General features: G+C 61.5%; 17 protein-coding genes. 11 read left to right on the top strand and 6 right to left on the bottom strand.

Annotation, left to right across the window (positions count from 1 at the left end):
- Window positions 1-2 precede the first annotated feature (2 nt).
- From topA to IMW75_RS22410, 3 genes are all read left to right on the top strand, one after another.
- Window positions 3-2,633, top strand: a complete 2,631-nt coding sequence (topA, locus tag IMW75_RS22420; protein ID WP_205893802.1) for a type I DNA topoisomerase — start codon at window positions 3-5, stop codon at window positions 2,631-2,633.
- A 202-nt stretch (window positions 2,634-2,835) separates the two neighbouring features.
- A complete protein-coding gene (locus IMW75_RS22415; RefSeq protein ID WP_045062420.1) occupies window positions 2,836-3,360 on the top strand; it encodes a DUF6586 family protein in 525 nt (174 codons plus the stop codon).
- A 106-nt stretch (window positions 3,361-3,466) separates the two neighbouring features.
- On the top strand, window positions 3,467-3,700 hold the full coding sequence (locus IMW75_RS22410; protein ID WP_045062423.1) for a hypothetical protein: 234 nt from the start codon (window positions 3,467-3,469) through the stop codon (window positions 3,698-3,700).
- Window positions 3,701-3,794: 94 nt separating this feature from the next.
- On the opposite strand, the gene sulA is transcribed toward IMW75_RS22410, so the two are convergent.
- Window positions 3,795-4,268, bottom strand: coding sequence for an SOS-induced cell division inhibitor SulA (gene sulA / locus IMW75_RS22405; protein ID WP_045062425.1), 474 nt, complete (start codon window positions 4,266-4,268; stop codon window positions 3,795-3,797).
- A 10-nt stretch (window positions 4,269-4,278) separates the two neighbouring features.
- Window positions 4,279-4,890 (bottom strand): transcriptional repressor LexA, encoded by a 612-nt coding sequence (lexA, locus tag IMW75_RS22400; RefSeq protein ID WP_205893801.1) that lies wholly within the window; start codon window positions 4,888-4,890, stop codon window positions 4,279-4,281.
- Window positions 4,891-5,119: 229 nt separating this feature from the next.
- On the opposite strand from lexA, the gene IMW75_RS22395 reads away from it, so the two are divergent.
- The 3 genes from IMW75_RS22395 (at window position 5,120) to IMW75_RS22385 (ending at window position 7,746) form a co-directional block, all read left to right on the top strand.
- Entirely contained in the window at window positions 5,120-5,827 is a 708-nt protein-coding gene (locus IMW75_RS22395; RefSeq protein ID WP_008037709.1) for a TetR/AcrR family transcriptional regulator, read from the top strand.
- A gap of 158 nt (window positions 5,828-5,985) precedes the next feature.
- Window positions 5,986-6,996 (top strand): beta-N-acetylhexosaminidase, encoded by a 1,011-nt coding sequence (gene nagZ, locus IMW75_RS22390; RefSeq protein WP_205893800.1) that lies wholly within the window; start codon window positions 5,986-5,988, stop codon window positions 6,994-6,996.
- A gap of 12 nt (window positions 6,997-7,008) precedes the next feature.
- Complete coding sequence (locus IMW75_RS22385; protein ID WP_045062436.1) at window positions 7,009-7,746, top strand: S-methyl-5'-thioinosine phosphorylase; 738 nt, start codon at window positions 7,009-7,011, stop codon at window positions 7,744-7,746.
- 142 nt (window positions 7,747-7,888) lie between these two features.
- Here the strand turns inward: IMW75_RS22385 and IMW75_RS22380 are convergent, their stop codons facing one another.
- Genes IMW75_RS22380 through mfd form a run of 3 tightly spaced genes read right to left on the bottom strand, consistent with a single transcriptional unit; the run spans window position 7,889 to window position 14,620 of the window.
- Window positions 7,889-10,582 (bottom strand): DEAD/DEAH box helicase, encoded by a 2,694-nt coding sequence (locus tag IMW75_RS22380; protein WP_205893799.1) that lies wholly within the window; start codon window positions 10,580-10,582, stop codon window positions 7,889-7,891.
- Window positions 10,583-10,593: 11 nt separating this feature from the next.
- The gene (locus IMW75_RS22375; protein WP_045062439.1) at window positions 10,594-11,160 is read right to left on the bottom strand and encodes a CsiV family protein; all 567 of its coding nucleotides are present in this window, start codon (window positions 11,158-11,160) and stop codon (window positions 10,594-10,596) included.
- A 10-nt stretch (window positions 11,161-11,170) separates the two neighbouring features.
- Window positions 11,171-14,620, bottom strand: coding sequence for a transcription-repair coupling factor (mfd, locus tag IMW75_RS22370; RefSeq protein WP_122838168.1), 3,450 nt, complete (start codon window positions 14,618-14,620; stop codon window positions 11,171-11,173).
- A 363-nt stretch (window positions 14,621-14,983) separates the two neighbouring features.
- On the opposite strand from mfd, the gene IMW75_RS22365 reads away from it, so the two are divergent.
- The 5 genes from IMW75_RS22365 (at window position 14,984) to IMW75_RS22345 (ending at window position 23,014) form a co-directional block, all read left to right on the top strand.
- A complete protein-coding gene (locus IMW75_RS22365; RefSeq protein ID WP_045062443.1) occupies window positions 14,984-16,447 on the top strand; it encodes a glyceraldehyde-3-phosphate dehydrogenase in 1,464 nt (487 codons plus the stop codon).
- Between the two features lie 519 nt (window positions 16,448-16,966).
- Entirely contained in the window at window positions 16,967-18,172 is a 1,206-nt protein-coding gene (locus tag IMW75_RS22360) for an HlyD family secretion protein (protein ID WP_205893798.1), read from the top strand.
- Window positions 18,169-19,413 carry a hypothetical protein gene (locus IMW75_RS22355; RefSeq protein ID WP_205893797.1) on the top strand — a complete coding sequence of 415 codons (1,245 nt, stop codon included), beginning with the start codon at window positions 18,169-18,171 and terminating at the stop codon, window positions 19,411-19,413. Before IMW75_RS22360 ends, IMW75_RS22355 begins: the two co-directional genes overlap by 4 nt.
- Before the next feature lies 1 nt (window position 19,414).
- Window positions 19,415-21,565: a glycosyltransferase family 2 protein gene (locus IMW75_RS22350; RefSeq protein WP_205893796.1), complete on the top strand. Its 2,151-nt coding sequence runs from the start codon at window positions 19,415-19,417 to the stop codon at window positions 21,563-21,565.
- A 39-nt stretch (window positions 21,566-21,604) separates the two neighbouring features.
- Window positions 21,605-23,014: an efflux transporter outer membrane subunit gene (locus tag IMW75_RS22345; protein WP_237142313.1), complete on the top strand. Its 1,410-nt coding sequence runs from the start codon at window positions 21,605-21,607 to the stop codon at window positions 23,012-23,014.
- Window positions 23,015-23,027: 13 nt separating this feature from the next.
- On the opposite strand, the gene tcuC is transcribed toward IMW75_RS22345, so the two are convergent.
- Complete coding sequence (gene tcuC / locus IMW75_RS22340) at window positions 23,028-24,326, bottom strand: MFS transporter (protein WP_045062457.1); 1,299 nt, start codon at window positions 24,324-24,326, stop codon at window positions 23,028-23,030.
- Between the last annotated feature and the right edge of the window lie 25 nt (window positions 24,327-24,351).

The raw sequence follows: 24,351 nt of genomic DNA, 5'->3' as shown, positions 1-24,351 counted from the left end.
CCATGGGCAAATCGCTGGTCATTGTGGAATCCCCGGCTAAGGCCAAGACCATCAACAAGTATCTGGGTAACCAATACGTGGTGAAGTCGAGTATCGGCCATATCCGAGACCTGCCCACCAGCGGTTCGGCTAGCGCCAGCAAAGAGCCTGCCGCCAAGCGCGGCAAGGCCGCTGCGGGCGAAGGCCCGGTGCTCACGCCGAAAGAGAAGTCGCGCAAGCAACTGGTCTCCCGCATGGGCGTCGATCCCGATAACGGCTGGAAAGCCAAGTACGAGATCCTCCCGGGCAAGGAAAAGGTCATCGAAGAGCTGCGCCGGCTCGCCAAGGATGCTGACACCATCTATCTCGCAACCGACTTGGATAGAGAGGGGGAAGCCATTGCCTGGCACCTGCGCGAAGCCATCGGTGGCGACGACAGCCGCTACAAGCGCGTGGTGTTCAACGAAATCACCAAGAAGGCGATTCAGGAAGCCTTCTCCAAGCCCGGCGAGCTGGACATCGACCGCGTCAATGCCCAGCAGGCGCGTCGATTCCTCGACCGTGTGGTGGGTTACATGGTGTCGCCGCTGCTGTGGGCCAAGATCGCCCGTGGCCTGTCTGCCGGTCGCGTGCAATCGGTTGCCGTGAAGCTGGTGGTGGATCGCGAGCGCGAAATTCGTGCGTTCAACCCTGAAGAATACTGGGAAATCCACGCCGACCTCGGCACCGCCAAGGGCGCCACCGTGCGCTTTGACGTCGCTCGCGAGAAAGGCGAGGCCTTCAAGCCGCTTAACGAAACCCAGGCCATGGCTGCGCTGGAGAAGATCAAGGCTTCCAGCTACAGCATCGTCAAGCGTGAAGACAAGCCGACCAGCAGCAAGCCGTCTGCGCCCTTCATCACGTCCACCCTGCAGCAGGCCGCGAGTAACCGCCTGGGCTTCGGCGTGAAGAAAACCATGATGATGGCCCAGCGTCTGTATGAAGCCGGCTACATCACGTATATGCGTACCGACTCCACCAACCTCTCGGCTGATGCCGTGACCATGGCGCGCAGTTACATCGAGACCGAGTTCGGCAAGAAGTACCTGCCGGAAAACCCTAACGTCTACAGCAGCAAGGAAGGCGCACAGGAGGCTCACGAAGCGATTCGTCCTTCTGACGCCAATACCGAGCCAAGCAAGCTGGCGGGCATGGAGCGTGATGCAGAGCGCCTCTACGAGCTGATCTGGCGCCAGTTCCTGGCATGCCAGATGCTGCCGGCGCAATACCTGTCGACCACCGTTACCGTGGGCGCGGGTGATTTCGAGTTGCGCGCCAAGGGCCGTATCCTCAAGTTCGACGGTTACACCCGCGTCATGCCGCAGATCGCCAAGCCTGGCGATGACGATGTACTGCCGGACATGGCCCAGGGCGACTCGATGAAGCTGATCAAGCTTGATCCGACCCAGCACTTCACCAAGCCGCCTGCGCGTTACTCGGAAGCGAGCCTGGTCAAGGAAATGGAAAAACGCGGCATCGGTCGTCCTTCGACTTACGCCGCGATCATTTCGACCATCCAGGACCGCGGCTACGTTGCACTGCACAACCGCCGGTTCTATTCGGAAAAAATGGGCGACATCGTCACCGAGCGCCTGTCCGAGAGCTTCCCGAACCTGATGGATTACGGCTTCACTGCCGGCATGGAAGAGAACCTCGATGACGTGGCCAAGAGCGAGCGCGACTGGAAAAGCGTGCTGGACGAGTTCTACGGCGACTTCAAGAAGAAACTCGAAGTAGCTGAAAGCGCCGAAGGTGGCATGCGCGCCAACCAGCCGGTGATGACGAACATCCCGTGCGTGGTGTGCGGTCGTCCGATGCAGATTCGTACGGCATCGACCGGCGTGTTCCTCGGTTGCTCCGGCTACAGCCTGCCACCGAAAGAACGCTGCAAGGCCACCGTCAACCTGGTGCCGGGCGATGAAATTGCCGCAGACGACGAGGGCGAGTCCGAATCCCTGGTGCTGCGTGGCAAGCATCGCTGCCCGATCTGCAGCACGGCGATGGACGCCTACCTGCTGGACGAGAAGCGCAAGTTGCACATCTGCGGCAACAATCCGGACTGCGACGGCTACGAGATCGAAGAAGGCAGTTATCGCATCAAGGGCTACGAAGGTCCGAGCCTGGAATGCGACAAGTGCGGCAGCGAGATGCAACTCAAGACCGGCCGTTTCGGCAAGTTCTTCGGCTGCACCAACGCGACCTGCAAGAACACCCGCAAGCTGCTGAAAAGCGGTGATGCGGCGCCGCCGAAGATGGACCCGGTGAAGATGCCTGAGCTCAAATGCGAGAAGGTCAACGACACCTACATCCTGCGCGACGGTGCTTCCGGGTTGTTCCTGGCCGCCAGCCAGTTCCCGAAAAACCGTGAGACTCGTGCGCCCCTGGTGATGGAGATCATTCCGCACAAGGACGAGATCGATCCGAAGTATCACTTCCTGTGCGAAGCGCCGAAGAAGGACCCGGATGGCTTGCCGGCGGTGATTCGTTACAGCCGCAAGACCAAGGAGCAGTACGTGCAGACAGAAGTCGACGGCAAGCCGACTGGCTGGAAGGCGTACTATGACGGCGGCAAGTGGACGGTAGAAGACAAGCGCCCGGCGAAAGCCAAGGCTTGATCCGGCGCTGATATAAAAAACCGCATGTGAACCCTCGGGTTTTCATGCGGTTTTTTTTGCAAGCAAAGATCAAAAGATCGTCCGAACGCGGCCCGAGCCTTCGGACGATCTTTTGATCTTGATTTACTTGCCGCAGGCCAGGTGTATCCACGACACTGTCCGACCTGCTTCAAGCAATTATTTCGTTGTGGAGGCTGCCGTCATGGCCCACGAACTCTATACCCGCACCAACCAGAAGATCTATTTCGCCGGCCTGTCGCTTGAAGCGCTGGGCAAAGCCGAAGAGGGGCGGGCGATGAACTCCCTCGCGTTGATCCAGGCGGGGCGTGAATCGGCGCTGTTTCATCTATACGGCGCGCTGCTGGGCCTGTGCCATGAGATCGCCGGCTTCTACCGTCTGCCGCAGGCCAACGCCCCGCGCGCAGAGATGCTGCTGACGCGCGAAGTGCTCGAAGCCATCGCTATTCCGGAAATGGCCGAGATGGTCGAGCTGGCGCAAAACCCGGAAACATGGCTGGCCAGGTTGCTGGCCGCGTACTCGGCGCTGTTCCAGCCACCGCGTGCCCCGCACAAGCCCAAGGGTGACGTGACCCAGCCGCTGATCCAGGCGATCAACCTGGATGAAGAACAGGCGCCTCAGGAGCTCAGCCGCGAAGAGCTGGAGAGCTGGCGGCAGCACCTCAAAGGCCTGGCCATTCGTTTTCGTGAAGGCTTGAACGAGTGCTGATGGCTGGGGATTCAGCGGTGCTGTCAATGGCACTGCTGGTCAAGATCCCGAGCGAAGCATGGCCGATGCCTATATAATCCCCGCCTTTCGTGGAGAACAGACTTATATGCCAACGTCGTTTCTGGAAATTGTCGAGTTGCCTGACGGCCGTATCGAGCTGCGCAGGGCTGAGGACGAGGGTTCTCTGGTGACTTTGGATTTTTCCGAAGATGCCAAAGCGTTCCTGCAAGGCCAGCACGTGGAAGTCGCCAAGGCGATGTTGAGCGTCGGCGTGCAGATGGCCGGTCGCATGGTTGAAGGCGAATTAGAGCAGGAAGAGGGGTCGCGGGTTCTTCATTGATCCCCGCCCGTCGATTTCTGCAGACACCGCTTCGGTTCGGCTTCTCTGTCCTTTGAGAAGCCCCGCGCATGATCCTTGCGCGCAGCAGGTTCGCTTAGCCCAGTCGAATATTCAGGCTTTGCGCGTCCCCGATCCGGGCGGCGCTGATCAACTGTTGCCGTTGGGTTGAACCCAGCGGATTGAGCCAGCTCACAACCGTGTGGCTGCGGCCCAGTCGAAGTGCTTCGCACGTCAGCTGCTGAGCGCTCTGGGTGCCCCGTGGTTGCAGTAGCAGGATGCGCTCGCGGTTGAGGCCGGCGTCCCGCAACCAGGCCTGGGTCAGGCTGGCGGGCGGGGCGATCAGGGTGAGCCAGCGGGCGTCCTGGTCCTGGCTCAGTTCCCTGAGGATCGGGGCGAGAAGGTTAAGGCAATTCCCGGCTGCACCACGCAGTGACAGTTCGCTGAAGACTTCCGGTTCGGCGCTCCACGGCGATTCGACCACGTCTTTGAGGATGGGCGCCAACGGCTGCACCATGAACGCCTCGAACAACGGCAGTTGGGCTTGCTGTGATGTGTGCGGGAATTGCATAAAGCCTCCTTTAGCGGCGAATGACGCCGACACTCAAGCCTTCGATCACCAGTTCCTGATCTTTCAGGTTGACTTCGATAGGGGCGAACTCGGGGTTTTCAGCCAGCAACCAGACTTTGCTGCCATCGCGCTTGAAGCGTTTGACGGTCACTTCATCGCCGATCCGCGCGACTACGATCTGGCCATTACGGGCATCGCGAGTGGTATGAACCGCCAGCAGGTCGCCGTCGAAAATGCCGACGTCCTTCATGCTCATGCCGTGGACGCGCAGCAGGTAGTCGGCGCGTGGATGAAAGAAGGTCGGGTTGATGTTGCAGGATTCCTCGATGTGCTGCTGGGCCAGGATCGGCGCACCGGCAGCCACCCGGCCAATGATCGGCAGGGTGGAATCGTCGGCGGCCTCGGCTTCAAAGCCCGGAATACGGATGCCACGGGACGCGCCCGGGGTCATTTCGATTGCACCCTTGCGGGCCAGGGCCTTGAGGTGTTCTTCCGCCGCATTAGGCGATTTGAAGCCCAGTTCCTGGGCGATTTCCGCACGGGTCGGCGGGTAGCCGTTGTCTTCGAGGCAGCGTTTGATGAAGGCCAGAATCTCTGCTTGGCGTGGCGTCAGCTTTAGCATATTGATCGCTCTGTCTTTTTATACAGTGACTGTGATTATATACAGTGGAACGGTCTTGGCAATGCCCGTTTTTTTACCCGCCGCTGGACGGTCGATCCGAGCCCTGATTGAAGCTTTGCAGTTGTATGGTTAAATAGCTGACCGACCATTCCCAAAACGAACCGCCAGGCTTGACAAAACAGGGTCTGAAACGTATGTTTCAAACAAGTGTTTGTCAGGCGGAGTAGCCATGGCCCAGTCGGAAACCGTTGAACGCATTCTCGATGCTGCCGAGCAATTGTTCGCGGAAAAAGGTTTCGCCGAAACCTCGTTGCGCCTGATCACCAGCAAGGCCGGGGTCAACCTGGCGGCGGTGAACTATCACTTCGGCTCGAAGAAAGCCCTGATCCAGGCGGTGTTCTCGCGCTTCCTCGGGCCGTTCTGCCTGAGCCTCGATAAAGAGCTTGAGCGTCGCCAGGCCAAGCCGGAAAACAAGCCGACGCTGGAAGAGCTGCTGGAGATCCTGGTCGAGCAGGCCCTGGTCGTGCAGCCGCGCAGCGGTAACGACCTGTCCATTTTCATGCGTCTGCTGGGCTTGGCGTTCAGCCAGAGCCAGGGCCATTTGCGTCGTTATCTGGAAGACATGTACGGCAAGGTGTTTCGCCGCTACATGATGCTGGTCAACGAAGCTGCGCCGCGTATACCGCCGATCGAGTTGTTCTGGCGCGTGCACTTCATGCTCGGTGCCGCTGCGTTCAGCATGTCGGGGATCAAGGCGCTGCGGGCGATTGCCGAGACCGATTTCGGCGTCAACACGTCGATCGAGCAGGTCATGCGCCTGATGGTGCCGTTCCTGGCCGCCGGCATGCGCGCCGAAACCGGCGTGACAGACTCCGCCATGGCCACCGCGCAGTTGCGTCCACGCAGCAAATCGACACAGGTTGCCGCCAAGGTTTAACCGCGTACGGGTGGGCGCGGCAGCTGACATCCGCTAAGCTAGCCGCCCATGCCGACTCTCGTTCTGAACCCGCTCCCCATTGCACTCGTCGACCTGCCTGGCCTCGCCCAGGTTGGCGATTTTGCACGCGCCGGGTTTTTCGTTATCAAGGAATCTCTATGACTGCTGGCCTGCAAGGCTCGTTGATGGTGGACGTCGCCGGTACCTGGCTGACGGCTGAAGATCGCCAGTTGCTGCGTCAACCGCAAGTGGGCGGGCTGATCATTTTCGCCCGCAACATCGAACATCCGCGCCAGGTGCGTGAATTGAGCGCGGCGATTCGCGCGGTGCGTCCCGACCTGTTGCTGGCAGTCGACCAGGAAGGCGGGCGGGTGCAACGGCTGCGCCAGGGCTTCGTGCGCCTGCCGGCCATGCGCGCCATTGCCGATAACCCGAATGCCGAATACCTGGCGGAACAATGTGGCTGGATCATGGCCACTGAAGTGCTGGCTGTGGGTCTGGACCTGAGTTTCGCCCCGGTGCTGGACCTCGATTACCAGCGCAGCGCCGTCGTCGGCACCCGTTCGTTCGAAGGTGATCCGCAACGCGCCGCCTTGCTGGCCGGCGCGTTCATTCGCGGCATGAACAGCGCCGGCATGGCCGCCACCGGCAAGCATTTCCCCGGGCATGGCTGGGCCGAAGCAGATTCCCATGTGGCCATCCCCAACGACGAGCGCAGCCTTGACGAGATCCGCGCCAACGACCTGGTGCCGTTTGCCCGTTTGAGCAAGCAGCTGGCGGCAGTGATGCCGGCCCACGTCATTTACCCGCAAGTCGACTCCCAACCGGCCGGCTTCTCCCGCCGCTGGTTGCAGGACATCTTGCGCGGCGAACTGCAATTTGACGGTGTGATCTTCAGTGATGACCTGTCCATGGCCGGTGCCCATGTGGTTGGCGATGCGGCCAGCCGGATCGAAGCGGCGCTGACGGCCGGTTGCGACATGGGCCTGGTGTGCAACGACCGCGCAGCGGCAGAGCTTGCCCTGTCGGCGGCGCAGCGCCTGAAAGTGACCCCTTCGCAGCGCATTGCGCGGATGCGTGGGCAAGCCTTCGTCGGTACCGAATACCGTCAGCAGCCACGCTGGCTGGCTGCCATCGGCGCGCTCAAAGAAGCTCAACTGATTGAATAAGGATTCAACGTTATGACGGTTTACGCGATCATCGGTGGCACCGGCCTGACCCAGCTCGAAGGCCTGAACATTCGTCAGTCCCTGGCTGTGGACACGCCTTACGGCGCGCCGTCGGCCGAGGTGCAGATTGGCGAATACGCCGGCAAGGAAGTGCTGTTCCTCGCCCGTCACGGCCATCCGCACCGGTTCCCGCCGCATCAGGTGAATTACCGCGCCAACCTCTGGGCCCTGAAGCAGGCTGGCGCCGAAGCGATCCTGGCGGTCAATGCCGTCGGCGGGATCCACAGCGCGATGGGCACCGGGCATTTCTGCGTGCCGCACCAGCTGATCGACTACACCAGCGGGCGTCAGCACACGTTCTTTGCCGATGACCTGGAGCAGGTGACCCACATTGATTTCAGCTACCCCTACAGCGAGCCGTTGCGCCAGCAATTGATCGCGGCGCTGGCTGCAGAGGGTGTCGATTACAGCAGCCAGGGCGTGTATGCCTGCACCCAGGGACCGCGCCTGGAAACGGTTGCCGAAATTACCCGGCTGGAGCGTGATGGCTGCGACATCGTCGGCATGACCGGCATGCCTGAAGCGGCGCTGGCGCGGGAACTGGAACTGGATTACGCCTGCCTGGCGCTGGTGGTGAACCCGGCGGCGGGCAAGTCGACGGCGATCATCACCATGGCCGAGATCGAGCAGGCTTTACATGACGGGATGGGGAAGGTGAAGTCGACTCTGGCGCGGGTGCTCAAGGGCTAATCACTTTTGGGACCGGGGTGACCCCATCGCGGGCAAGCCCGCTCCCACAGGAAATGTGTGCAATCCCCGCATTGCCGGGCCAACAACAATCTCTGTGGGAGCGGGCTTGCCCGCGATGACGGCCTGACAGGCGCCGACACTCTCAACGCTTCTCCAGCTTATCCGGCAACGGCGCAAACAGCGCCTCGATATCATCGCTCTGCAACTTCCAGTCCCCGGCACTGCGTCCATCCAGCACGCCCGCCGCCAGGTCGGATTTTTCCTTTTGCAGGTGCTGGATCTTCTCCTCCACCGTGCCCCGGGCAATCATCTTGTAGACGAACACCGGTTTCTCCTGGCCGATGCGGTAGGCCCTGTCAGTCGCCTGGTTTTCCGTGGCCGGGTTCCACCACGGGTCATAGTGAATCACCGTGTCCGCTTCGGTCAGGTTCAGGCCCACGCCGCCGGCCTTCAAGCTGATCAGGAAGATCTGTCGCTTGCCGCTCTGGAAGTCTTTCACCGGCGCCCGGCGGTCGCGGGTCTGGCCCGTGAGCAAGGCATATTCCACGCCGCGCTTCTTCAGCTCGACCTCGATCAGCGCCAGCATCGAAGTGAACTGCGAGAACAACAGAATCCGCCGGCCCTCTTCGAACAGTTCTTCCAGCATTTCCATCAGGCTGTCGAGTTTGCCCGAGGTGCTGCCGCGAGTCGGCGGCGCGGCATCGCTGACCAGGCGCAAGTCGCAACACACCTGGCGCAGCTTCAGCAGCGCTTCAAGAATGATGATCTGGCTGCGGGCCACGCCTTTGCGGGTGATCTCGTCGCGCACTTTCTTGTCCATGGCCAGGCGCATGGTTTCGTACACGTCGCGCTGGGCTTCGTTGAGTTCGACCCAGTGAATGATTTCGGTTTTCGGCGGTAATTCTGTCGCCACCTGCTCCTTGGTGCGGCGCAGCAGAAAGGGTTTGATCCGCCCGTTCAGGTGCTGCAGCCGGACGTCGCTGGCGCGCTTTTCAATGGGCACGCGGTAATCGCGATTGAAGCTCTTCACGTCGCCCAGCCAGCCGGGCAGCAGGAAGTGAAACAACGACCACAACTCCCCCAGGTGATTCTCCAATGGCGTGCCACTCAGGCACAGGCGCTGGCGCGCGTTCAGTTCGCGGGCAGCCTGGGCGGCTTTGCTGTTGGGGTTCTTGATGTACTGCGCCTCATCCAGCACCAGCACGTGCAAAGGTTGCGCCGCCAGGTGCTCGATGTCCTTGGGCAGCAGTGCATAGGTGGTCAGGATCAGGTCGTAGTCGCCAAGGTGGGCGAAATGTTTTTTGCGGCTGGCACCGTACAGCGCCAGCACCTTGAGCTGCGGGGTGAAGTGCGCCGCTTCGTCGAGCCAGTTGGGGATGAGGCTGGTGGGCATCACCACCATGCACGGGCGATCGAGGCGCCCGGCGTTCTTCTCGCTGAGCACATGCGCCAGGGTCTGCAGGGTTTTCCCCAGGCCCATGTCATCGGCGAGAATGCCGCCGACTTCCAGCTGGCGCAACGACTGCATCCAGCTCAAGCCTTCCAGCTGATACGGGCGCAGGGTGGCGTTGAGGCCGTCCGGCGCGGTCGCAGTAAAGTCCTTGATGTCGCGCAGGCGCTGGGCAAACGTGCGGATCTGCTCGCCGCCTTCCCAGAGCAGTGGCATGTCTTCCAGCGGGTTGAGGCGCGTGGCGTCGGCCTTGCTCAGGCGCAGCGTGGTTTCGCCCGGCTCCTGCAGGTAGAACTCGCCGAGGGTCGCCAGTACCGGTTTCAACCGACCCAGGGGCAGGGCGACTTGCAGCGGGCCGTGCTCGGAGTTGGGGCGATTGGGAATGTTGACCAGGATCAGCTCGTCGTCCCGACGCCGTGCCAGGCGTTCCGGGTTGAGGATTTCGGTGTGCGAGCGCATCAGGTTCAACAGGATCGGCAGCAGGCTCAGGCGCTCGCCATTGACGATGATGCCCAGCTCGAGGTCGAACCAGTCGCGTTCCGGCGCCTGTTCGACGGTGGCGTACCAGTCGTCCACGGCCGTCAGGTCGAAGCCGAATTCCTCGTCGATCTGCAACTCCCAGCCCTGGGTGCGCAGCTTCGGCAGTTCATTGAGGGTGAAGGTCAGCCAGGCGCTGTCGTTGACCATTTCGAACAGCTCGCCCGCGCTTTCCGGCAGGGCCTTGCTTTGGCGGGTGGCGATCTTGAAGCCGAGGATTCGCAGGTGCTCCCGGTAGGACTGTTCCACTTCCGGTTGACGCTTGATCCGCAGGGTCTGGGTCTCCTGGCGGATGAGAATGTCGGCGTTTTTTTGTCCGCTGACGTATTCGTCCAGATAATTGAACGACAGCGCGGCGCGATGCTGGATGTAGCGCTGCATCTTGCCGTTGCGCGGCTCGAATGCACTGAATTCGATACTCGCCAGCCACAGGCGCGGCACCGGCTGGACATTCTCCACCAGCACCTGAGGCACGCTTTTGGGGTTGCGGTTTTCCAGTACGGCCGATAGTTTTTCCAGCAGTTCGGCGTCTTTGGCGGCGGCTGGATAGTCGAGGGTTTCCTGCACCTGCAGCAGCACCGCAGCGCAATGCTTGCAGTTGTTGCGCACCGGGCAACTGCAGGTGGCATCGACCATCAGCAGGGTGGACTTGGCCGACTCGCGCAGGCGAATGGTCTGGCGGTAGACGTTGCCGCCAGAGCCTTCGCACGCGGCAACGATCGTGGCGTCGCCCACTTCGACGATCCTGACGCGGTTCTCCAGGGCGTAGCGCCGGCCACGCTCCAGGCTCTGTTCCTTGAATCGGCTGACCCAGGACGGTGCCAGGGGTTTGCTCAGGGTCGTGGACATAAGGACTTCAATCAGTCCGGAATTTCATCGGGGACTGGCCGAGGTGCGGGGGCGGTCAACGAAGTGATTTTTATCAGCAGGCCGAGGTGGCCGTTATCGAGGAAATTCAGCTGGCCGTTCTTGGTGTGGCTTTCCTGCTTGAGGCGCTCGCTGGAGGTGACCATGCCATTGGCGTCGATCTGGTTGACCCAGAAGTCGGCGTCGACGTCGGTGAAGCGCCCCAGTTTCAGGCTCAGGGTGCCCTCGATCGGGAACTGGCCGAACTGTTCCGCGCCGTCGCTGATCGCGAACTTGCTGGCTTGTTCGCCCAGGGTCTGTTGCCACGCCTTGTGCAGCAGCACTGTGTATTCATTGCTGGCCGTGAGTTTTTCCACCTCGCGAGTCAGGCTTGGCGTGCGCAGGCTTTGCGGGCTCACGCGTTGCGCGCCGGCTGCCCAGTCTTCCGGTGCGGCACGGCTGACGATGGCCGGCACGGCGTTCTGCCGCACCAGCACCATTTCCACTTGATACATGTCGTCGGCAAACACCGAGGGGGCGACCAGGGTCATCAGCAAGGTCAGTGAGCAAAACAGGCGCATGCGGCGTCCTTCAAGCAGTTTTCGGGATGAGGCGCTCAAGCAGCGCCTCCACAGTATTAAAGCGCTCTTCTGCGCGCTCCATCGGCACCATGAATTTGAACACCGTGGCACCTTCGAATTTGTAGCGTTTGGGTTGTCCCTGAATCAGCTTGATCAGCGTCAGCGGGTCGACCGGTGTTTGCGCCGCGAATTCGATACGGCCCCCTTGCGGCCCGCCGTCGACTTTCTTGATGCCGAGCAGTTCGGCCTGCAGTTTCAGGGCCGTGATGCGCATCAGGTTCTTGGTCGGTTCCGGCAGCAGGCCAAAGCGGTCGATCATCTCCACCTGCAGATCCTTGAGGCCGTCTTCGTCGGTGGCCGAGGCGATGCGCTTGTAGAGGATTAGTCGGGCGTGCACGTCCGGCAGGTAGTCTTCAGGGATCAGCGCCGGTACCCGCAGATTGACTTCAGGACCGCCACCCAGGGGTTGGTCGAGGTTCGGTTGTTCGCCCTTGCGGATCGACTTCACCGCGCGTTCGAGCATCTCCATGTACAGGGTGAAACCCACGGCCTGGATCTGCCCGCTCTGACCGTCACCCAGCAGCTCGCCGGCGCCGCGGATTTCCAGGTCGTTGGTGGCGAGCACAAAGCCCGCGCCAAGGTCCTGGGTATTGGCGATCGCTTCCAGGCGCTTTTCCGCATCGGCGGTAATCTGCTGGCGCGGCGGTGTGAGCAGATAGGCATAGGCCTGGTGGTGACTGCGTCCGACCCGGCCGCGCAGCTGGTGCAGCTGTGCCAGGCCGAACTTGTCGGCACGCTCGATGATGATGGTGTTGGCGCTCGGCACGTCGATGCCGGTCTCGATGATGGTCGAGGCGATCAGCACGTTGAAGCGCTTGTGGTAGAAGTCGCTCATCACCTGTTCGAGTTCGCGCTCGCGCATCTGCCCGTGGCCGATGCCGATGCGTGCTTCCGGCACCAGTTCGGCGAGGTCGGCGGCACATTTCTCGATGGTCTTCACGTCGTTGTGCAGGTAGTAGACCTGGCCGCCGCGCAGCAACTCACGCAGCAGGGCCTCCTTGACTGTGCTCTTGTTCTGCTCCATGACGAACGTGCGCACGGACAGGCGACGGGCCGGCGGCGTGGCGATGATCGACAGGTCGCGCATGCCCGACACCGCCATGTTCAGCGTGCGCGGAATCGGCGTGGCGGTCAGGGTCAGGATGTCGACTTCGCTGCGCAGCGCCTTGAGCTGTTCCTTCTGGCGGACGCCAAAGCGGTGTTCTTCGTCGATGATCACCAGCCCCAGGTTCTTGATCTTGACGTCGTCCGACAGCAGCTTGTGGGTGCCGATGACGATGTCGATCTTGCCTTCGGCGAGGTCGGCGATGGCCGCATTCACTTCCTTGGGCGACTTGAAGCGGCTCATCACTTCCACGCTCACCGGCCAGTCGGCGAAGCGGTCGCGGAAGCTGTTGTAGTGCTGCTGGGCGAGCAGGGTGGTCGGCACCAGGATGGCCACCTGACGCCCGCCATGCACCGCGATGAAGGCGGCGCGCATGGCCACTTCGGTCTTGCCGAAACCCACATCGCCGCACACCAGGCGGTCCATCGGTTTGGGCGCGAGCATGTCGGCGCGCACGGCGTCGATGGTGGTTTGCTGGTCCGGGGTTTCCTCGAACGGGAAGCCGGCGCTGAAGGTCGCGTAGTCGGCCTTCGGGTCTTCGAAGGCATAGCCTTCCCGTGCAGCTCGACGGGCATAGATGTCAAGCAGTTCGGCGGCCACATCGCGCACTTGCTCGGCGGCCTTGCGCTTGGCTTTCTGCCAGGTCTCGGAGCCGAGGCGGTGCAGCGGCGCCAGGGCGTCGTCGCTGCCGGTGTAACGGGCAATCAGGTGCAGGTTGGCCACGGGCACGTAGAGCTTGGCGCCTTCGGCGTATTGCAGGGTCAGGAATTCAGCGGCCTGATCGTCGATTTCCAGGGTCGCCAGCCCCAGATAGCGCCCCACACCGTGATCGATGTGCACCACCGGCGCGCCTTCGCGCAGCTCGGTGAGGTTCTTGATGACGGCGTCGTTGTTCGCGTCGGCGCGTTTCTCCCGACGGCGGCGCTGCATCACGCGCTGGCCGAACAGCGGGCTTTCCGCTACCAGTGCCAGGGCTGGGTCATCGAGCACCAGGCCTTCGTCCAGCGGCGCGATGGTGATCGCCAGGCGCTCTTTGCCCGCAACAAAGTCTGGCCAGCTGTCGACGGTTTTCGGTCGCAGCTTCAGGCGTTCGAGCAGTTCCAGCAGCACTTCGCGACGGCCTGCGGACTCGGCGGTAAACAGCACGCGCCCGGGAAACTCGTCGAGGAAGCCGGCCAGCGCCGCCAGTGGCTGGGTGGCCTTGGCTTCGATGGCCAGGTTGGGCAGTTCGCGGGCCGGGAAGCGCTCGCGCCCAGCGCCGGTTTCGACATCCTGTTGGCTGGCCACCACGCGCGGCCAGTTTTTCAGGCGGGCGAAGCAGTCTTCCACCGGCAGGAACAGCTCCGCTGGTGGCAATAGAGGTCGGGCCGGATCGACGCGGCGTTCTTCATAGCGGTTGCGCACGTCGTTCCAGAAGTTTTCCGCCGCCTGTTCAATGCCTGGCAGGGAGAACACCTGGGTGTCCTGGGGCAGGTAATCGAACAGGGTAGAGGTTTCATCGAAGAACAGCGGCAGGTAGTACTCGATGCCGGCGGGGGTAATCCCGCTGCTCAAGTCCTGGAAGATCGGGCAGCGCCGGAAGTCGACGTCGAAGCGTTCGCGAAAGCGTGCCTTGAAGCGCGTGACCGCATCTTTTTGCAGCGGGAACTCACGCGCAGGCAGCAGGCGCACGGTGTCGACCTTGTCGATGGAGCGCTGGTTCTCAGGGTCGAAGGTGCGCAAGGTCTCGATTTCGTCATCGAACAGATCGATACGGAAAGGCAGCTTGCTGCCCATCGGGAACAGGTCGATCAGCGAGCCGCGCACGGTGAATTCGCCATGCTCGTACACGGTATCGACGTAGCGATAGCCACTGGCCTCGAGCCGGGTGCGCATCTGCTCGACGTCGAGCTTCTGGCCGACGTCCAGCACCAGGCTGCTGCCGAGCAGAAACTTGGTCGGCGCCAGGCGGTGCAGGGCGGTCGTGATCGGTACCACCAGCACGCCGTGGCTCAGCTCTGGCAGCCGGTACAAGGCAGCGATGCGCTGGGAGATGATGTCCTGGTGCGGCGAGAACAGGTCGTAAGGCAAGGTTTCCCAGTCCGGGAAATGCAGTACGGGCAAATCCGGGGCGAAGAAACCCAGCTCCTGTTCCAGCCGCTCGGCACTTTGGCTGTCGGCAGTGAGCAGCAGGGTAAAGCGCTTGGCAGCGCTGGCAGCCTCGGCAATGGCCAGGCTCAGGGCGGCACCGGGCAGGTTGCCCCAGTGCTGTTTACCTGCCGCGGCAGGGAGAAGCGGTAGACGCAGAACGGGCACGGAAGGTTGAGCTCCAAGCGTTGCGACAAAGTCGGTAATTGTAGCGGGCCTGGGTGCCGCCTGTCAGTGACAGACTGTGCCTATTACGCAGGTTTGGCGAAATGTAGTGGTAAAGACAAAATCGGCGGTTTTTTTAGGGAAAATGACCGGATATGTAGTGGCAAAACGGACCGGTGTTACGGATGGTTACGGACAAGGCAGCGCTGTCTGCAAAAAAATGACAGCGCTGGAAGCCGCGTGTTTACTGGGCTGCAGCGAGGCGTATTTTTTTCTGACGGAATTTTGTTACGGATGGTACGACAAGCGCGCATTGCTACAAGAGGCACTCGGCGGCATAATGTAGCCCCTTTTTTCTGCCCCTACATGTGGAAGGTTCCCGTGACTCAGAAGCCCGACCAGTGTCTTGGTGAATGGATCGACCGTGAAGCACTCGCAGAAGCGATGATTCCGCTTATCGGTCAGCTCTACCGCAATAACAACGTGGTGAGCTCGATCTATGGCCGCAGCCTGATCAATCGTTCAGTCATTGCGATTCTCAAAGCCCACCGCTTTGCTCGTCATCGCCAGTCCGATGACAGCGAATTGTCCGTCCACGAAACATTCCCTCTGCTCAAGGCGATGAGCGAGCTCAAGCTCGGCGCCGCTTCGGTAGACCTGGGCAAGCTTGCGGTCAAGTTCAAGACCGAAGGCAATGGCCGTACTGCCGAGCAGTTCGTCCGTGAAGAACTGGCTGACGTCGTTGGTCAGCAGAACGCCGCCGCTCGCAAGGGCACCGACGTTGTCCTGTACGGTTTCGGTCGTATCGGCCGCCTGCTGGCGCGCATCTTGATCGAGAAAACCGGTGGTGGCGACGGCCTGCGCCTGCGCGCCATCGTGGTCCGCAAGGGCGCCGAGAACGACTTGGTCAAGCGCGCAAGCCTGCTGCGTCGTGACTCGGTTCATGGTCCGTTCGATGGCACCATCACCATTGATGAAGCCAACAACACCATTACCGCCAACGGCAACCTGATCCAGGTTATCTACGCGAAAAACCCGACTGAGGTGGACTACACCCAGTACGGCATCAAAGACGCGCTGCTGGTGGACAACACCGGTGTATGGCGTGACGCCGATGGCCTTGGCCAACACCTGGCGTGCCCGGGTGTCGACCGCGTTGTTCTGACCGCGCCTGGCAAAGGCAAGCTGAAGAACATCGTGCACGGCATCAACCACGGCGATATCACTGCTGACGACAAGATCGTTTCTGCCGCTTCGTGCACCACCAACGCCATCGTGCCGGTGCTCAAGGCTGTGAACGACAAGTTCGGCATCGTTAATGGTCACGTTGAAACAGTTCACTCGTACACCAACGACCAGAACCTGATCGACAACTTCCACAAAGGCGATCGCCGTGGCCGTAGTGCTGCGCTGAACATGGTTATCACCGAGACCGGTGCCGCTACCGCTGCTGCCAAGGCCCTGCCTGAGCTGGCCGGCAAGCTGACCGGTAACGCGATCCGCGTTCCGACGCCTAACGTGTCGATGGCCATTCTCAACCTGAACCTTGAGAAAGCCACCACCCGCGAAGAGATCAACGAGTACCTGCGCCAGATGGCCATGCACTCGGATCTGCATAAGCAAATCGACTATGTCAACTCGCAGGAAGTGGTTTCCACCGACTTCGTTGGCTCGCGCCACGCAGGCGTAGTGGACGCTGAAGCGACCATCACCCAGGATAACCGCGTTGTACTGTACGTTTGGTACGACAACGAATTCGGTTACAGCTGCCAGGTGGTTCGCGTGATGGAAGACATGGCCGGTGTAAACCCGCCAGCATTCCCGCGCTAAGCTTCACAAGTAACTAAAAATGCCCCGGCCCTTGGTCGGGGCGTTTTTGTTTGTATCTTGCTTATAACTTTTTAGACTTTTTTCCCAGGAGTTAAGCGTTATCCAGTTTGTTGCCTCGAAAGTTGCAGGCATAAACTTCCAGCAAAAATAAGCAGTTGCCGATTGTTTGAGGTGCGGGTGGGTTTAGTGGATCCAACTTAAAATGCGTTGGCGAATTGGCGCCATTTAATTGTTCCGTCCAAATACTTGACACTGTCACTCACTGAAACTAGTGTCGCCTGTGACGGCCCGCTCTGCCTCGGGCTTCGTCGGTTTTGCTGCTTCAGCGTCGCGTTACAACTCTCCAAAAAGACAGGGATCTCATTCCTGCTCACATCACAATAAATCTAATGAAAACTGTTCCGGCTTAGTTGCCGTGCAGCGCCCTGTTTCGTATTGCTCACCCTGCCGAAAGTGTTTTGCGGTCACGGCATGTTATTGCCTGGCTTTTACGCGGTTGGTCTATCGGGAGAGTCGAACATGGCGGAAGAACGATCGAAGTTGTTGTCGCTGTTACCGCGCTTGGTGGGGTTGGGAGTCCTGGGGTTTGTCGTCTGGTTACTGCTGTCGACACTGCTGATGCCTCTGGTGTCGGCCTCTGCCACCCGGGCGATTTTGAATGCTCCGGTGATCCTGCTCACCACGCCCATTGATGGCGTGGTCAGTGCGTTGGACGTCAAACCCGGTGCGACCTTTGCCCAGGGCCAGAAAATCGCCGTAGTGGAAAACCCCCGGGCGAATCAGGAAACCTTGCTGACCCTGCAAACGCGCCGCCTCACTCTGGAACAGCAGATATCTTCCTCGGCCAGCCAGGCCGAACATGATCAGCAGTATTACGAGGCACTGGAAAAAACCAGCCAGCAGTACCAGACCGCTTTTCATACCCGGCAACTCTTTACCCAAAGGGCGCTGCGGGCCGAAAACAGTGCCGCCAGTGCGCGGTTGATGGACGCCCAGGAAACGGTCGAGCGCAACCTGGAGTTGTTCGTGCAAGGGGCGGTGAGTGGCGCGGTGGTGGCCTCGTCGAAAGCGCAGCTGGCCTCTTTGCAAGGTGCGGCCGAGTCCGTTCGCTCGCAGTTACGGATCAACTACGGCGACGTCAGTGCGGCCAATAAGCAGGTGTACCTCGACCCGGATCAACTGCGCATGTTCGACCTGACGGCGCAAATGACCACGCTCAAGCTCAGCCTGGAAAATCAGGCGCGCAATCGGGCGACCTATCAACAGGAGCTCGACAACCTCAACCGTTTGATCGATGCCGAGCAGAGCCGGGTCAAGCTGATGGCCGGGTACGATGTCGTGGCCTATTCGCCGGGTACTGTCCAGGAGCTCCTGGCGCCCCAAGGCACGCTGGTGCAGGCCGGTTCGACCTTGCTGCGCGCCACCGATTGCGGGCAGAGCTATGTGATTGCGGTGTTCCCGGAGCGCATGGCCAGCAAGATCGATCGTGACAGTGTGTTGACCGTGAAAATCCGCGGCCTTGCCGAGCCGCTCAAGGCCAGCGTGGTGCAGTTGTTATCCAGCGCTTCGGACATTCGCGCCAACTCCTACAGCGTGCCGTTCCCCTACGCCGAGCAGAACTCGGTGTATGTGGTCGGTACCTTTGCCGCCGACCTCACCGATAGCCAGCGCGCCATGACTTGCAACCCCGGGCTATGGGCCAGTGCCGAAGTGTCACGACCATGAACGGCCTCTTGCGCGGGGTGGTCAGCGTGATACTCATGGGCTCTGGCGCGTCCTCATTGGCGGCAGCCGCCAGGCCTCAACTGGCGACAATGACCTGCGCCGCACTCGATCGCGCGGTGGCGACGCAGCCGGCGGGCCCTGTGCTGGTGGCCAGTTACCCGGCGCTAAATGGTCAGCCGGCGCCGATCCTGGCGTTGCGCGGGGTGGCGTTCACTTACGATAACGCCCTGGCGAGCATTGCCTTGTTCGCCTGCGGCAAGGCCGGGTCGGCGCGACGCATCGCCGATGCTCTGGTCTTTGCAACGAACCACGATCCCGAATATCACGATGGCCGTTTGCGCAACGCCTACGCTGCTGGCCCCGTGGGTGCGCCGCCGATGAAGCTGCCCGGCTACTGGAGCACCGAACGCAACGCCTGGAACCAGGACGCCTATCAAGTCAGCAGTGCCACCGGGAACCAGGCCTGGGCGGCGCTGGCGTTGCTTGAGGCTTTTCGCCAAAGCGGCGAGGGCGCCTACCTGGAAGCGGCAAGAAAAGTCCTGCGCTGGTCGCAGGACAAAACCTACGACGCCCAGGCACCGGCCGGCTTCAGTGGGGGCTACTACGGGTACTTCGATCAGCAGATCCAGCAGAACTGGAAGTCCACCGAGCATAACGTCGACCTGGCGGCTGCGTGGTCGGCACTCAATGCGCTGGCTCCGGATCAGGGCACGGCGCGGCAGGCGCAGATCGCCCGGCAGTTTGTCGCCAGCCAGTGGGACGCCACGGAAGGGCGCTTCCTGATCGGCACCGGTGCGGATGGCCAGACGTCGGACCGCGTGCGCTCCGGGCTGGATGCGCAAATCTGGCCACTGATTGCCTTGCACGACCCGCCCGGGGATTGGCGTCGGGTGTTCGCTTTTGTCGATCGCGCGCACCGGTCCGGTGACGGCTACGGCTTCAATCGCGATCCCGATGGTTTGTGGACCGAAGGCACCGCGCAAGCCGCAGCGGTCGCGCAGTTAAACGGCCTGAGTGACAAGGCGCAGCCGCTTTGGAGTGTTTTGCTGGCCCAGGAAGCCGGCAATGGCTGGCTGTACGCGACCCCGGCACCGCGCATCAGTACCGGGCTGGCCATAGGCCCGGACTCGGTGACCAACGATTTTTTCTATTACCACCTGCCTCACCTGGGCGCCACGGCGTGGGCGGCGATTGCGGCCACCGGCGTCAATCCCTTTACCGGTTCGCTAGAGGCTGACTGACATGCAGGCACTGGACTCGTTGCAACTGATGCAAATCAACTTCTGGACCCTGGCACTGGTGATTCTATTCACCTGCCTGACTCATCGGGACCAATGGGCTGCGCGCGCCGGATTCGGCGCCGTGACCGCGTTGCTGTTGCTCAACTACGCGGCCTGGCGGATTCGCGACACCTTGCCGGACGGCCATTCCGGGTTTGCCACGGTCTGGGCCTACACCTTTTTGTTCTTCGAAATGCTGGCGATCGGTTACACGCTGTTTTCCATCGTCGTCATGCTCTGTCGCTCGGATCACAGCAAGGACGCGGACGCGGGCGAGCGACGCTTGCGCGCCCAGGGCGTGAGTGCGCCAGCGGTCGATATCTTCATCGCCACGTACAACGAAGGCCTGGAAATCCTGGAAAAAACCATTATTGCCGCCCAGGCCATCGACTACCCGAATTTCACCATCTGGGTGCTCGACGATACGCGCCGGGACTGGTTGCGTGATTACTGTGCCGAGGTCGGCGTGCAGTACGCGCGCCGCCCTGATAACTCCCACGCCAAGGCCGGCAACCTGAACAATGGCTTGCGCCAGTCGGCGGCCGGCAGCAACGCGCCGTACATACTGGTGCTGGATGCTGATTTCGCGCCGCAGCAGCCGATCCTGTTGCGCACCCTGGGCTTGTTCGACGACCCGAAAGTCGGCCTGGTGCAGACGCCGCAGTTCTACTACAACCCCGACCCGATCCAGCACAACCTGGGCACTTCGGCGTGCTGGGTCGATGAGCAAAGGGTGTTCTTCGACGTGTTTCAGCCGGCGAAGGATGGCTGGGATGCGGCATTTTGCGTCGGTACGTCCTTCGTGGTGCGGCGCGATTTGATCAACGAGATGGGCGGTTTTCCTACAGGCTCGGTCTGCGAAGACATCTACACCACCTACCGGCTGCTGCAGAAAGGCTATGTCACCCGCTGGTTGAATGAGCGCCTGTCAATCGGCTTGTCGGCCGAAGGCCTGACCGAGTACATCAACCAGCGCGGGCGCTGGTGCCTGGGCACCATCCAGGTGGCGCTGCTCAAGGATGGACCGTTGCGCGGCAGCGGCTATACGCTCAACGACCGCCTGCACTACATCCATGGGCTTATGCACTGGTTTTCCAAACCCTTCATCCTGATGATGCTGGTGTCGCCGGTGCTGTACTGGTATTTCGGCATTGCCGGTTTCTACGCCACGCCGATGGATTTCCTCGCGTTTGGCATGCCGGCGCTGATCGCGTTCTGGGGCTACGGCACCTGGGTCACGGACCGGCGCACCTTGCCGATTTTCACTGAGGTCACACAGATCGTTGCCTCCCTGGCCGTCACCGCCACCATCGCCAGCGCGATGATCCGGCCTTTCGGACGCCCGTTCAAAGTGACCGCCAAAGGCCTGGATCGCACCAAAACCATGGTGCACTGGAAGCTGTTCGGGTTCTTTTTTGCCTTGACGCTGTTCTCGCAGATTGGCGCCTATATCGTGATCAGCACTGCCGCCTCGTTCGACGGCAACATGCTGTTCAACCTGTGTTGGACTGTGGTCGCGCTGGTCTACAACCTGGCAACGCTGGTCGCCTGTGTGGATCGTCCGCGCTTGCACGGTGAAGAGCGTTTTCCGTTCAACAAGCCCACGGGGTTTCGGTTTGGCGGCAAGGTGCTCGCCGGGCGCCTGGTGGATATCTCCCTCAGCGGCGCGTCGTTCGAGTGCGCGTTCGCGTCGTCGATCAAGCCGGGGCTGTGCGGGCAGATGTGGGTCGACAAACTGGGTTGGCTCGATGTCGAGGTCATGCGCAACCATGGAGACAATCAACTGGGCCTGAGGTTTGCCGAGCTTGATGAAGCGCTGCGGCGACGGTTGATCGCGCGGTTGTTCAGCGATGCAACGATCAATGTCGTCAGCAAGGCGGAGCCGGGGCTGGCGTTCGGCACCTTGTTACGGCGTGCATTGCTTGGCGAAAAATCAGCGGCGCCGCATTTGCCTGCGCCGGCCAGGGCGTCGTCCTACACCCCGCTACGTCGCTGGCGACCGGTCAGTGTACGTTCGCGTAGACAGCCTTTGCCGCATGTCAGCGTCAGTCGGTCAGGCCTTTGGTCTTTGCTGCTTTCACCCTTGCGAGCTCTGCTCGGCCAACGATTTTAGGTGCGCGCCATGAACAGTTGCTTATCGACCTCATGCTTTATGTCATTGCTTCTGCTGGGTGGTTGTTCGCTGGAGCCGACCTACGAGAAACCCGATGCACCGATCGACCAGCAATGGCCGGCCAACACGGCCGGCGAATGCTGCGCGGGCAAGCAGGCGTTCGACAAGGACTGGCGCGGCTTTGTGGTCGATGACCGCCTGCGCCAGCTGATCGACCTGGCGCTGGCCAACAACCGCAGCCTGCGCCAGTTCGCGGCCAGTGTCGAAGAGGCGCGGGCGGGTTATGCCAGTGCGCAGTCCGGGCTGTTTCCTACCATCGGCATAGACACCTATGCCGGACGCAGCAAGTTGCCGCCGCTGGTGCGCACGCCCAATGGCGGAGACAGTGCCGGCAGTATTGCCAACACCTTCCAGGCCACCGGTGGTTTCACGTCCTACGAGCTGGACCTGTTCGGTCGCATTCGCAGCCAGCGCAATGCCGCCGGTGCCCGGTTCGAAGCGTCTGAGGGCGATTACCAGGCCGCACGCCTGGCGCTGATCGGCGAAGTGGCCAGCACCTGGTTGACGCTCAAGGCCAATAAGCACCTGCTTGACCTGGCGCAGAATACTTATCAGTCCCAGGACCGCTACGGGCAGTTGCTGCGCAAGAGTTTCAACCTCGGTTCCAGCGCCCGGATCGACGTGCACCAGGCCGATGCGCAGACCAACACGGCGGCCGTGCAGGTCAACACTTACCGGATGCAAGTGGCGCAGAACAGCAATGCGCTGCGGGTGCTGGTGGGGCAGCCGGTGCCGCCGGGTTTGCTGCCCACGGGCGTGCTCGGTGAGCAGTTGGCCACGCTGGACGTGCCGGCCGGTTTGCCGGCGTCATTGGTCGAACGCCGCCCCGATATCATGTCTGCCGAGGCCCAGCTGCGCGCTGCCAATGCCGACATTGGTGCCGCTCGTAGCGCTTACTTCCCGACCTTTTCCCTGACCTCGGCCCTGGGCAGCCTGACCGGGGACTTCTCGCGCCTGCTCACCGGCCCGGCGGAGTTCTGGACCGTGGCGCTGGCAGGGTCGTTGCCATTGATCGATGGGGGTGCCCGTCGTGCGCAAGTGGACGCCAGCCATGCGCGGTTTGACGGGCAAACGGCGGCGTACGAGGCCACAGTGCAGAACGCTTTTCGGGAAGCGGCCGATGCCTTGAATGCGCGTCAGGAGATGCTGACCCAGGTGCAGTTCCAGAAGAAACTGGTGGGGGATTATCAGGAGGCTTACCGCCAGTCCCGCCTGCGCTTTGAGGCTGGGCTGGACAGCTATTTTTCAACCATGGATGCACAGCGTTCGCTGTTTGACGCGCAGCAGAAGTGGGCCCAGCTGGAGTTGGCCCGGGAGATTAACCAGGTGACCTTGTACAAGGCGTTGGGTGGGGGCTGGGGTGGCTCCTTGAAGGTGGCAGGGCGGTGATGATGGCGATCGATCAGGCGCCGCCGACCACAGACGCCTGCGCGGTGCGCAACTCATGGCGATTGCCGCGGAACAACACCAGGGTCGCAATCAACCCCAGTACCGCTGCGCCCGTCAGCCAGATCCCCGGTGCGGCCTTGTTATCCAGCACATGAATCAAATAGGTACAGGCTGCCGGAGTAAACCCGCCGAAGGTAGCGGTCGCCAGGCTGTAGGCCAGGGAAAAACCGGTGGTGCGCACTTCCACCGGCATGATCTCGGTCAGCGCCACGACCATGGCACCGTTGTACGAGCCGTACAGGAACGACAGCCACAACTCGACGATCAGCAAGTGACTGAAGCTCGGATTGGCCACCAGCCAGGACAGGGCAGGGTAGGCGGTGAGAATCGCCAGAAGCGTCGCCGCCAGCAGCAGGGGTTTGCGCCCGACCTTGTCGGAAAATGCGCCCATGACCGGTAACCAGAAGAAATTCGACAGGCCGATGCACACCGTCACCAGCAAGGCATCCAGGTCGGACAAGTGCAGTTCGGCCTTGCCGAAGGTCGGCGTGTAGGCGGTGATCAGGTAGAACGACACGGTGGTCATGACCACCAGGGCCATGCCGGCGATGACGATGCCGAAGTTCTGCCCGATCGAGCGGACCACCTCGCGCAAGGTCGGGCGATGTTTGCGTGCCTGGAACTCCGGTGTTTCTTCCAGTGAACGACGAATCACGAAGATTACCGGCACAATCAAACAGCCGACCAGGAACGGCACGCGCCAGCCCCATTCGCCCATTTCCTGCGGGCTGAGCCAGTGGTTCAAGGCCACGCCCAGCAAACCGGCGAAGACCACCGCCGCTTGCTGGCTGGCGGACTGCCAGCTGACAAAAAAGCCTTTACGGCCCGCAGTGGATATTTCGGCCAGGTACACCGACACCCCGCCAAGCTCGACGCCTGCCGAGAAACCTTGCAGCAGGCGGCCGAACAGCACGAGCAGCGGTGCCGCGACACCCAGGGTGGCGTATCCCGGGACGCAGGCTATCAATACGGTGCCGGCAGCCATCATCACCAGGGTAATGATCAGGCCTTTGCGGCGCCCGTGACGGTCGATGTAGGCGCCGAGAAAGATTGCCCCCAGCGGCCGCATCAGGAAGCCGGCGCCGAAGGTCGCCAGCGACAGCATCAGGGACGCGAACGCGCTGTCAGCGGGGAAGAAGGTTTTGGCAATGGCAGTGGCGTAGAAGCCGTAGACCATGAAGTCAAACATTTCGAGGAAGTTGCCGCTGACAACGCGAAAGATCGCTTTGCCTTTGCTCGTGGGGGTAGACATGTGTAGGTACTCACGCTGGTAAATC

The organism is Pseudomonas gregormendelii, from assembly GCF_017114825.1.
Classification (GTDB): domain Bacteria; phylum Pseudomonadota; class Gammaproteobacteria; order Pseudomonadales; family Pseudomonadaceae; genus Aquipseudomonas; species Aquipseudomonas gregormendelii.
Note: the sequence above shows the minus strand (reverse complement) of the source record. Positions and strands in the feature narration are given on the sequence as shown.

What these genes read in the sequence shown, in the direction of transcription:
- topA (WP_205893802.1), top strand. Translation starts at nt 3, where the DNA reads ATGGGCAAATCGCTGGTCATTGTGGAATCCCCGGCTAAGGCCAAGACC.
- IMW75_RS22415 (WP_045062420.1), top strand. Translation starts at nt 2,836, where the DNA reads ATGGCCCACGAACTCTATACCCGCACCAACCAGAAGATCTATTTCGCC.
- IMW75_RS22410 (WP_045062423.1), top strand. Translation starts at nt 3,467, where the DNA reads ATGCCAACGTCGTTTCTGGAAATTGTCGAGTTGCCTGACGGCCGTATC.
- sulA (WP_045062425.1), bottom strand. Translation starts at nt 4,268, where the DNA reads ATGCAATTCCCGCACACATCACAGCAAGCCCAACTGCCGTTGTTCGAG.
- lexA (WP_205893801.1), bottom strand. Translation starts at nt 4,890, where the DNA reads ATGCTAAAGCTGACGCCACGCCAAGCAGAGATTCTGGCCTTCATCAAA.
- IMW75_RS22395 (WP_008037709.1), top strand. Translation starts at nt 5,120, where the DNA reads ATGGCCCAGTCGGAAACCGTTGAACGCATTCTCGATGCTGCCGAGCAA.
- nagZ (WP_205893800.1), top strand. Translation starts at nt 5,986, where the DNA reads ATGACTGCTGGCCTGCAAGGCTCGTTGATGGTGGACGTCGCCGGTACC.
- IMW75_RS22385 (WP_045062436.1), top strand. Translation starts at nt 7,009, where the DNA reads ATGACGGTTTACGCGATCATCGGTGGCACCGGCCTGACCCAGCTCGAA.
- IMW75_RS22380 (WP_205893799.1), bottom strand. Translation starts at nt 10,582, where the DNA reads ATGTCCACGACCCTGAGCAAACCCCTGGCACCGTCCTGGGTCAGCCGA.
- IMW75_RS22375 (WP_045062439.1), bottom strand. Translation starts at nt 11,160, where the DNA reads ATGCGCCTGTTTTGCTCACTGACCTTGCTGATGACCCTGGTCGCCCCC.
- IMW75_RS22365 (WP_045062443.1), top strand. Translation starts at nt 14,984, where the DNA reads ATGTGGAAGGTTCCCGTGACTCAGAAGCCCGACCAGTGTCTTGGTGAA.
- IMW75_RS22360 (WP_205893798.1), top strand. Translation starts at nt 16,967, where the DNA reads ATGGCGGAAGAACGATCGAAGTTGTTGTCGCTGTTACCGCGCTTGGTG.
- IMW75_RS22355 (WP_205893797.1), top strand. Translation starts at nt 18,169, where the DNA reads ATGAACGGCCTCTTGCGCGGGGTGGTCAGCGTGATACTCATGGGCTCT.
- IMW75_RS22350 (WP_205893796.1), top strand. Translation starts at nt 19,415, where the DNA reads ATGCAGGCACTGGACTCGTTGCAACTGATGCAAATCAACTTCTGGACC.
- IMW75_RS22345 (WP_237142313.1), top strand. Translation starts at nt 21,605, where the DNA reads ATGTCATTGCTTCTGCTGGGTGGTTGTTCGCTGGAGCCGACCTACGAG.
- tcuC (WP_045062457.1), bottom strand. Translation starts at nt 24,326, where the DNA reads ATGTCTACCCCCACGAGCAAAGGCAAAGCGATCTTTCGCGTTGTCAGC.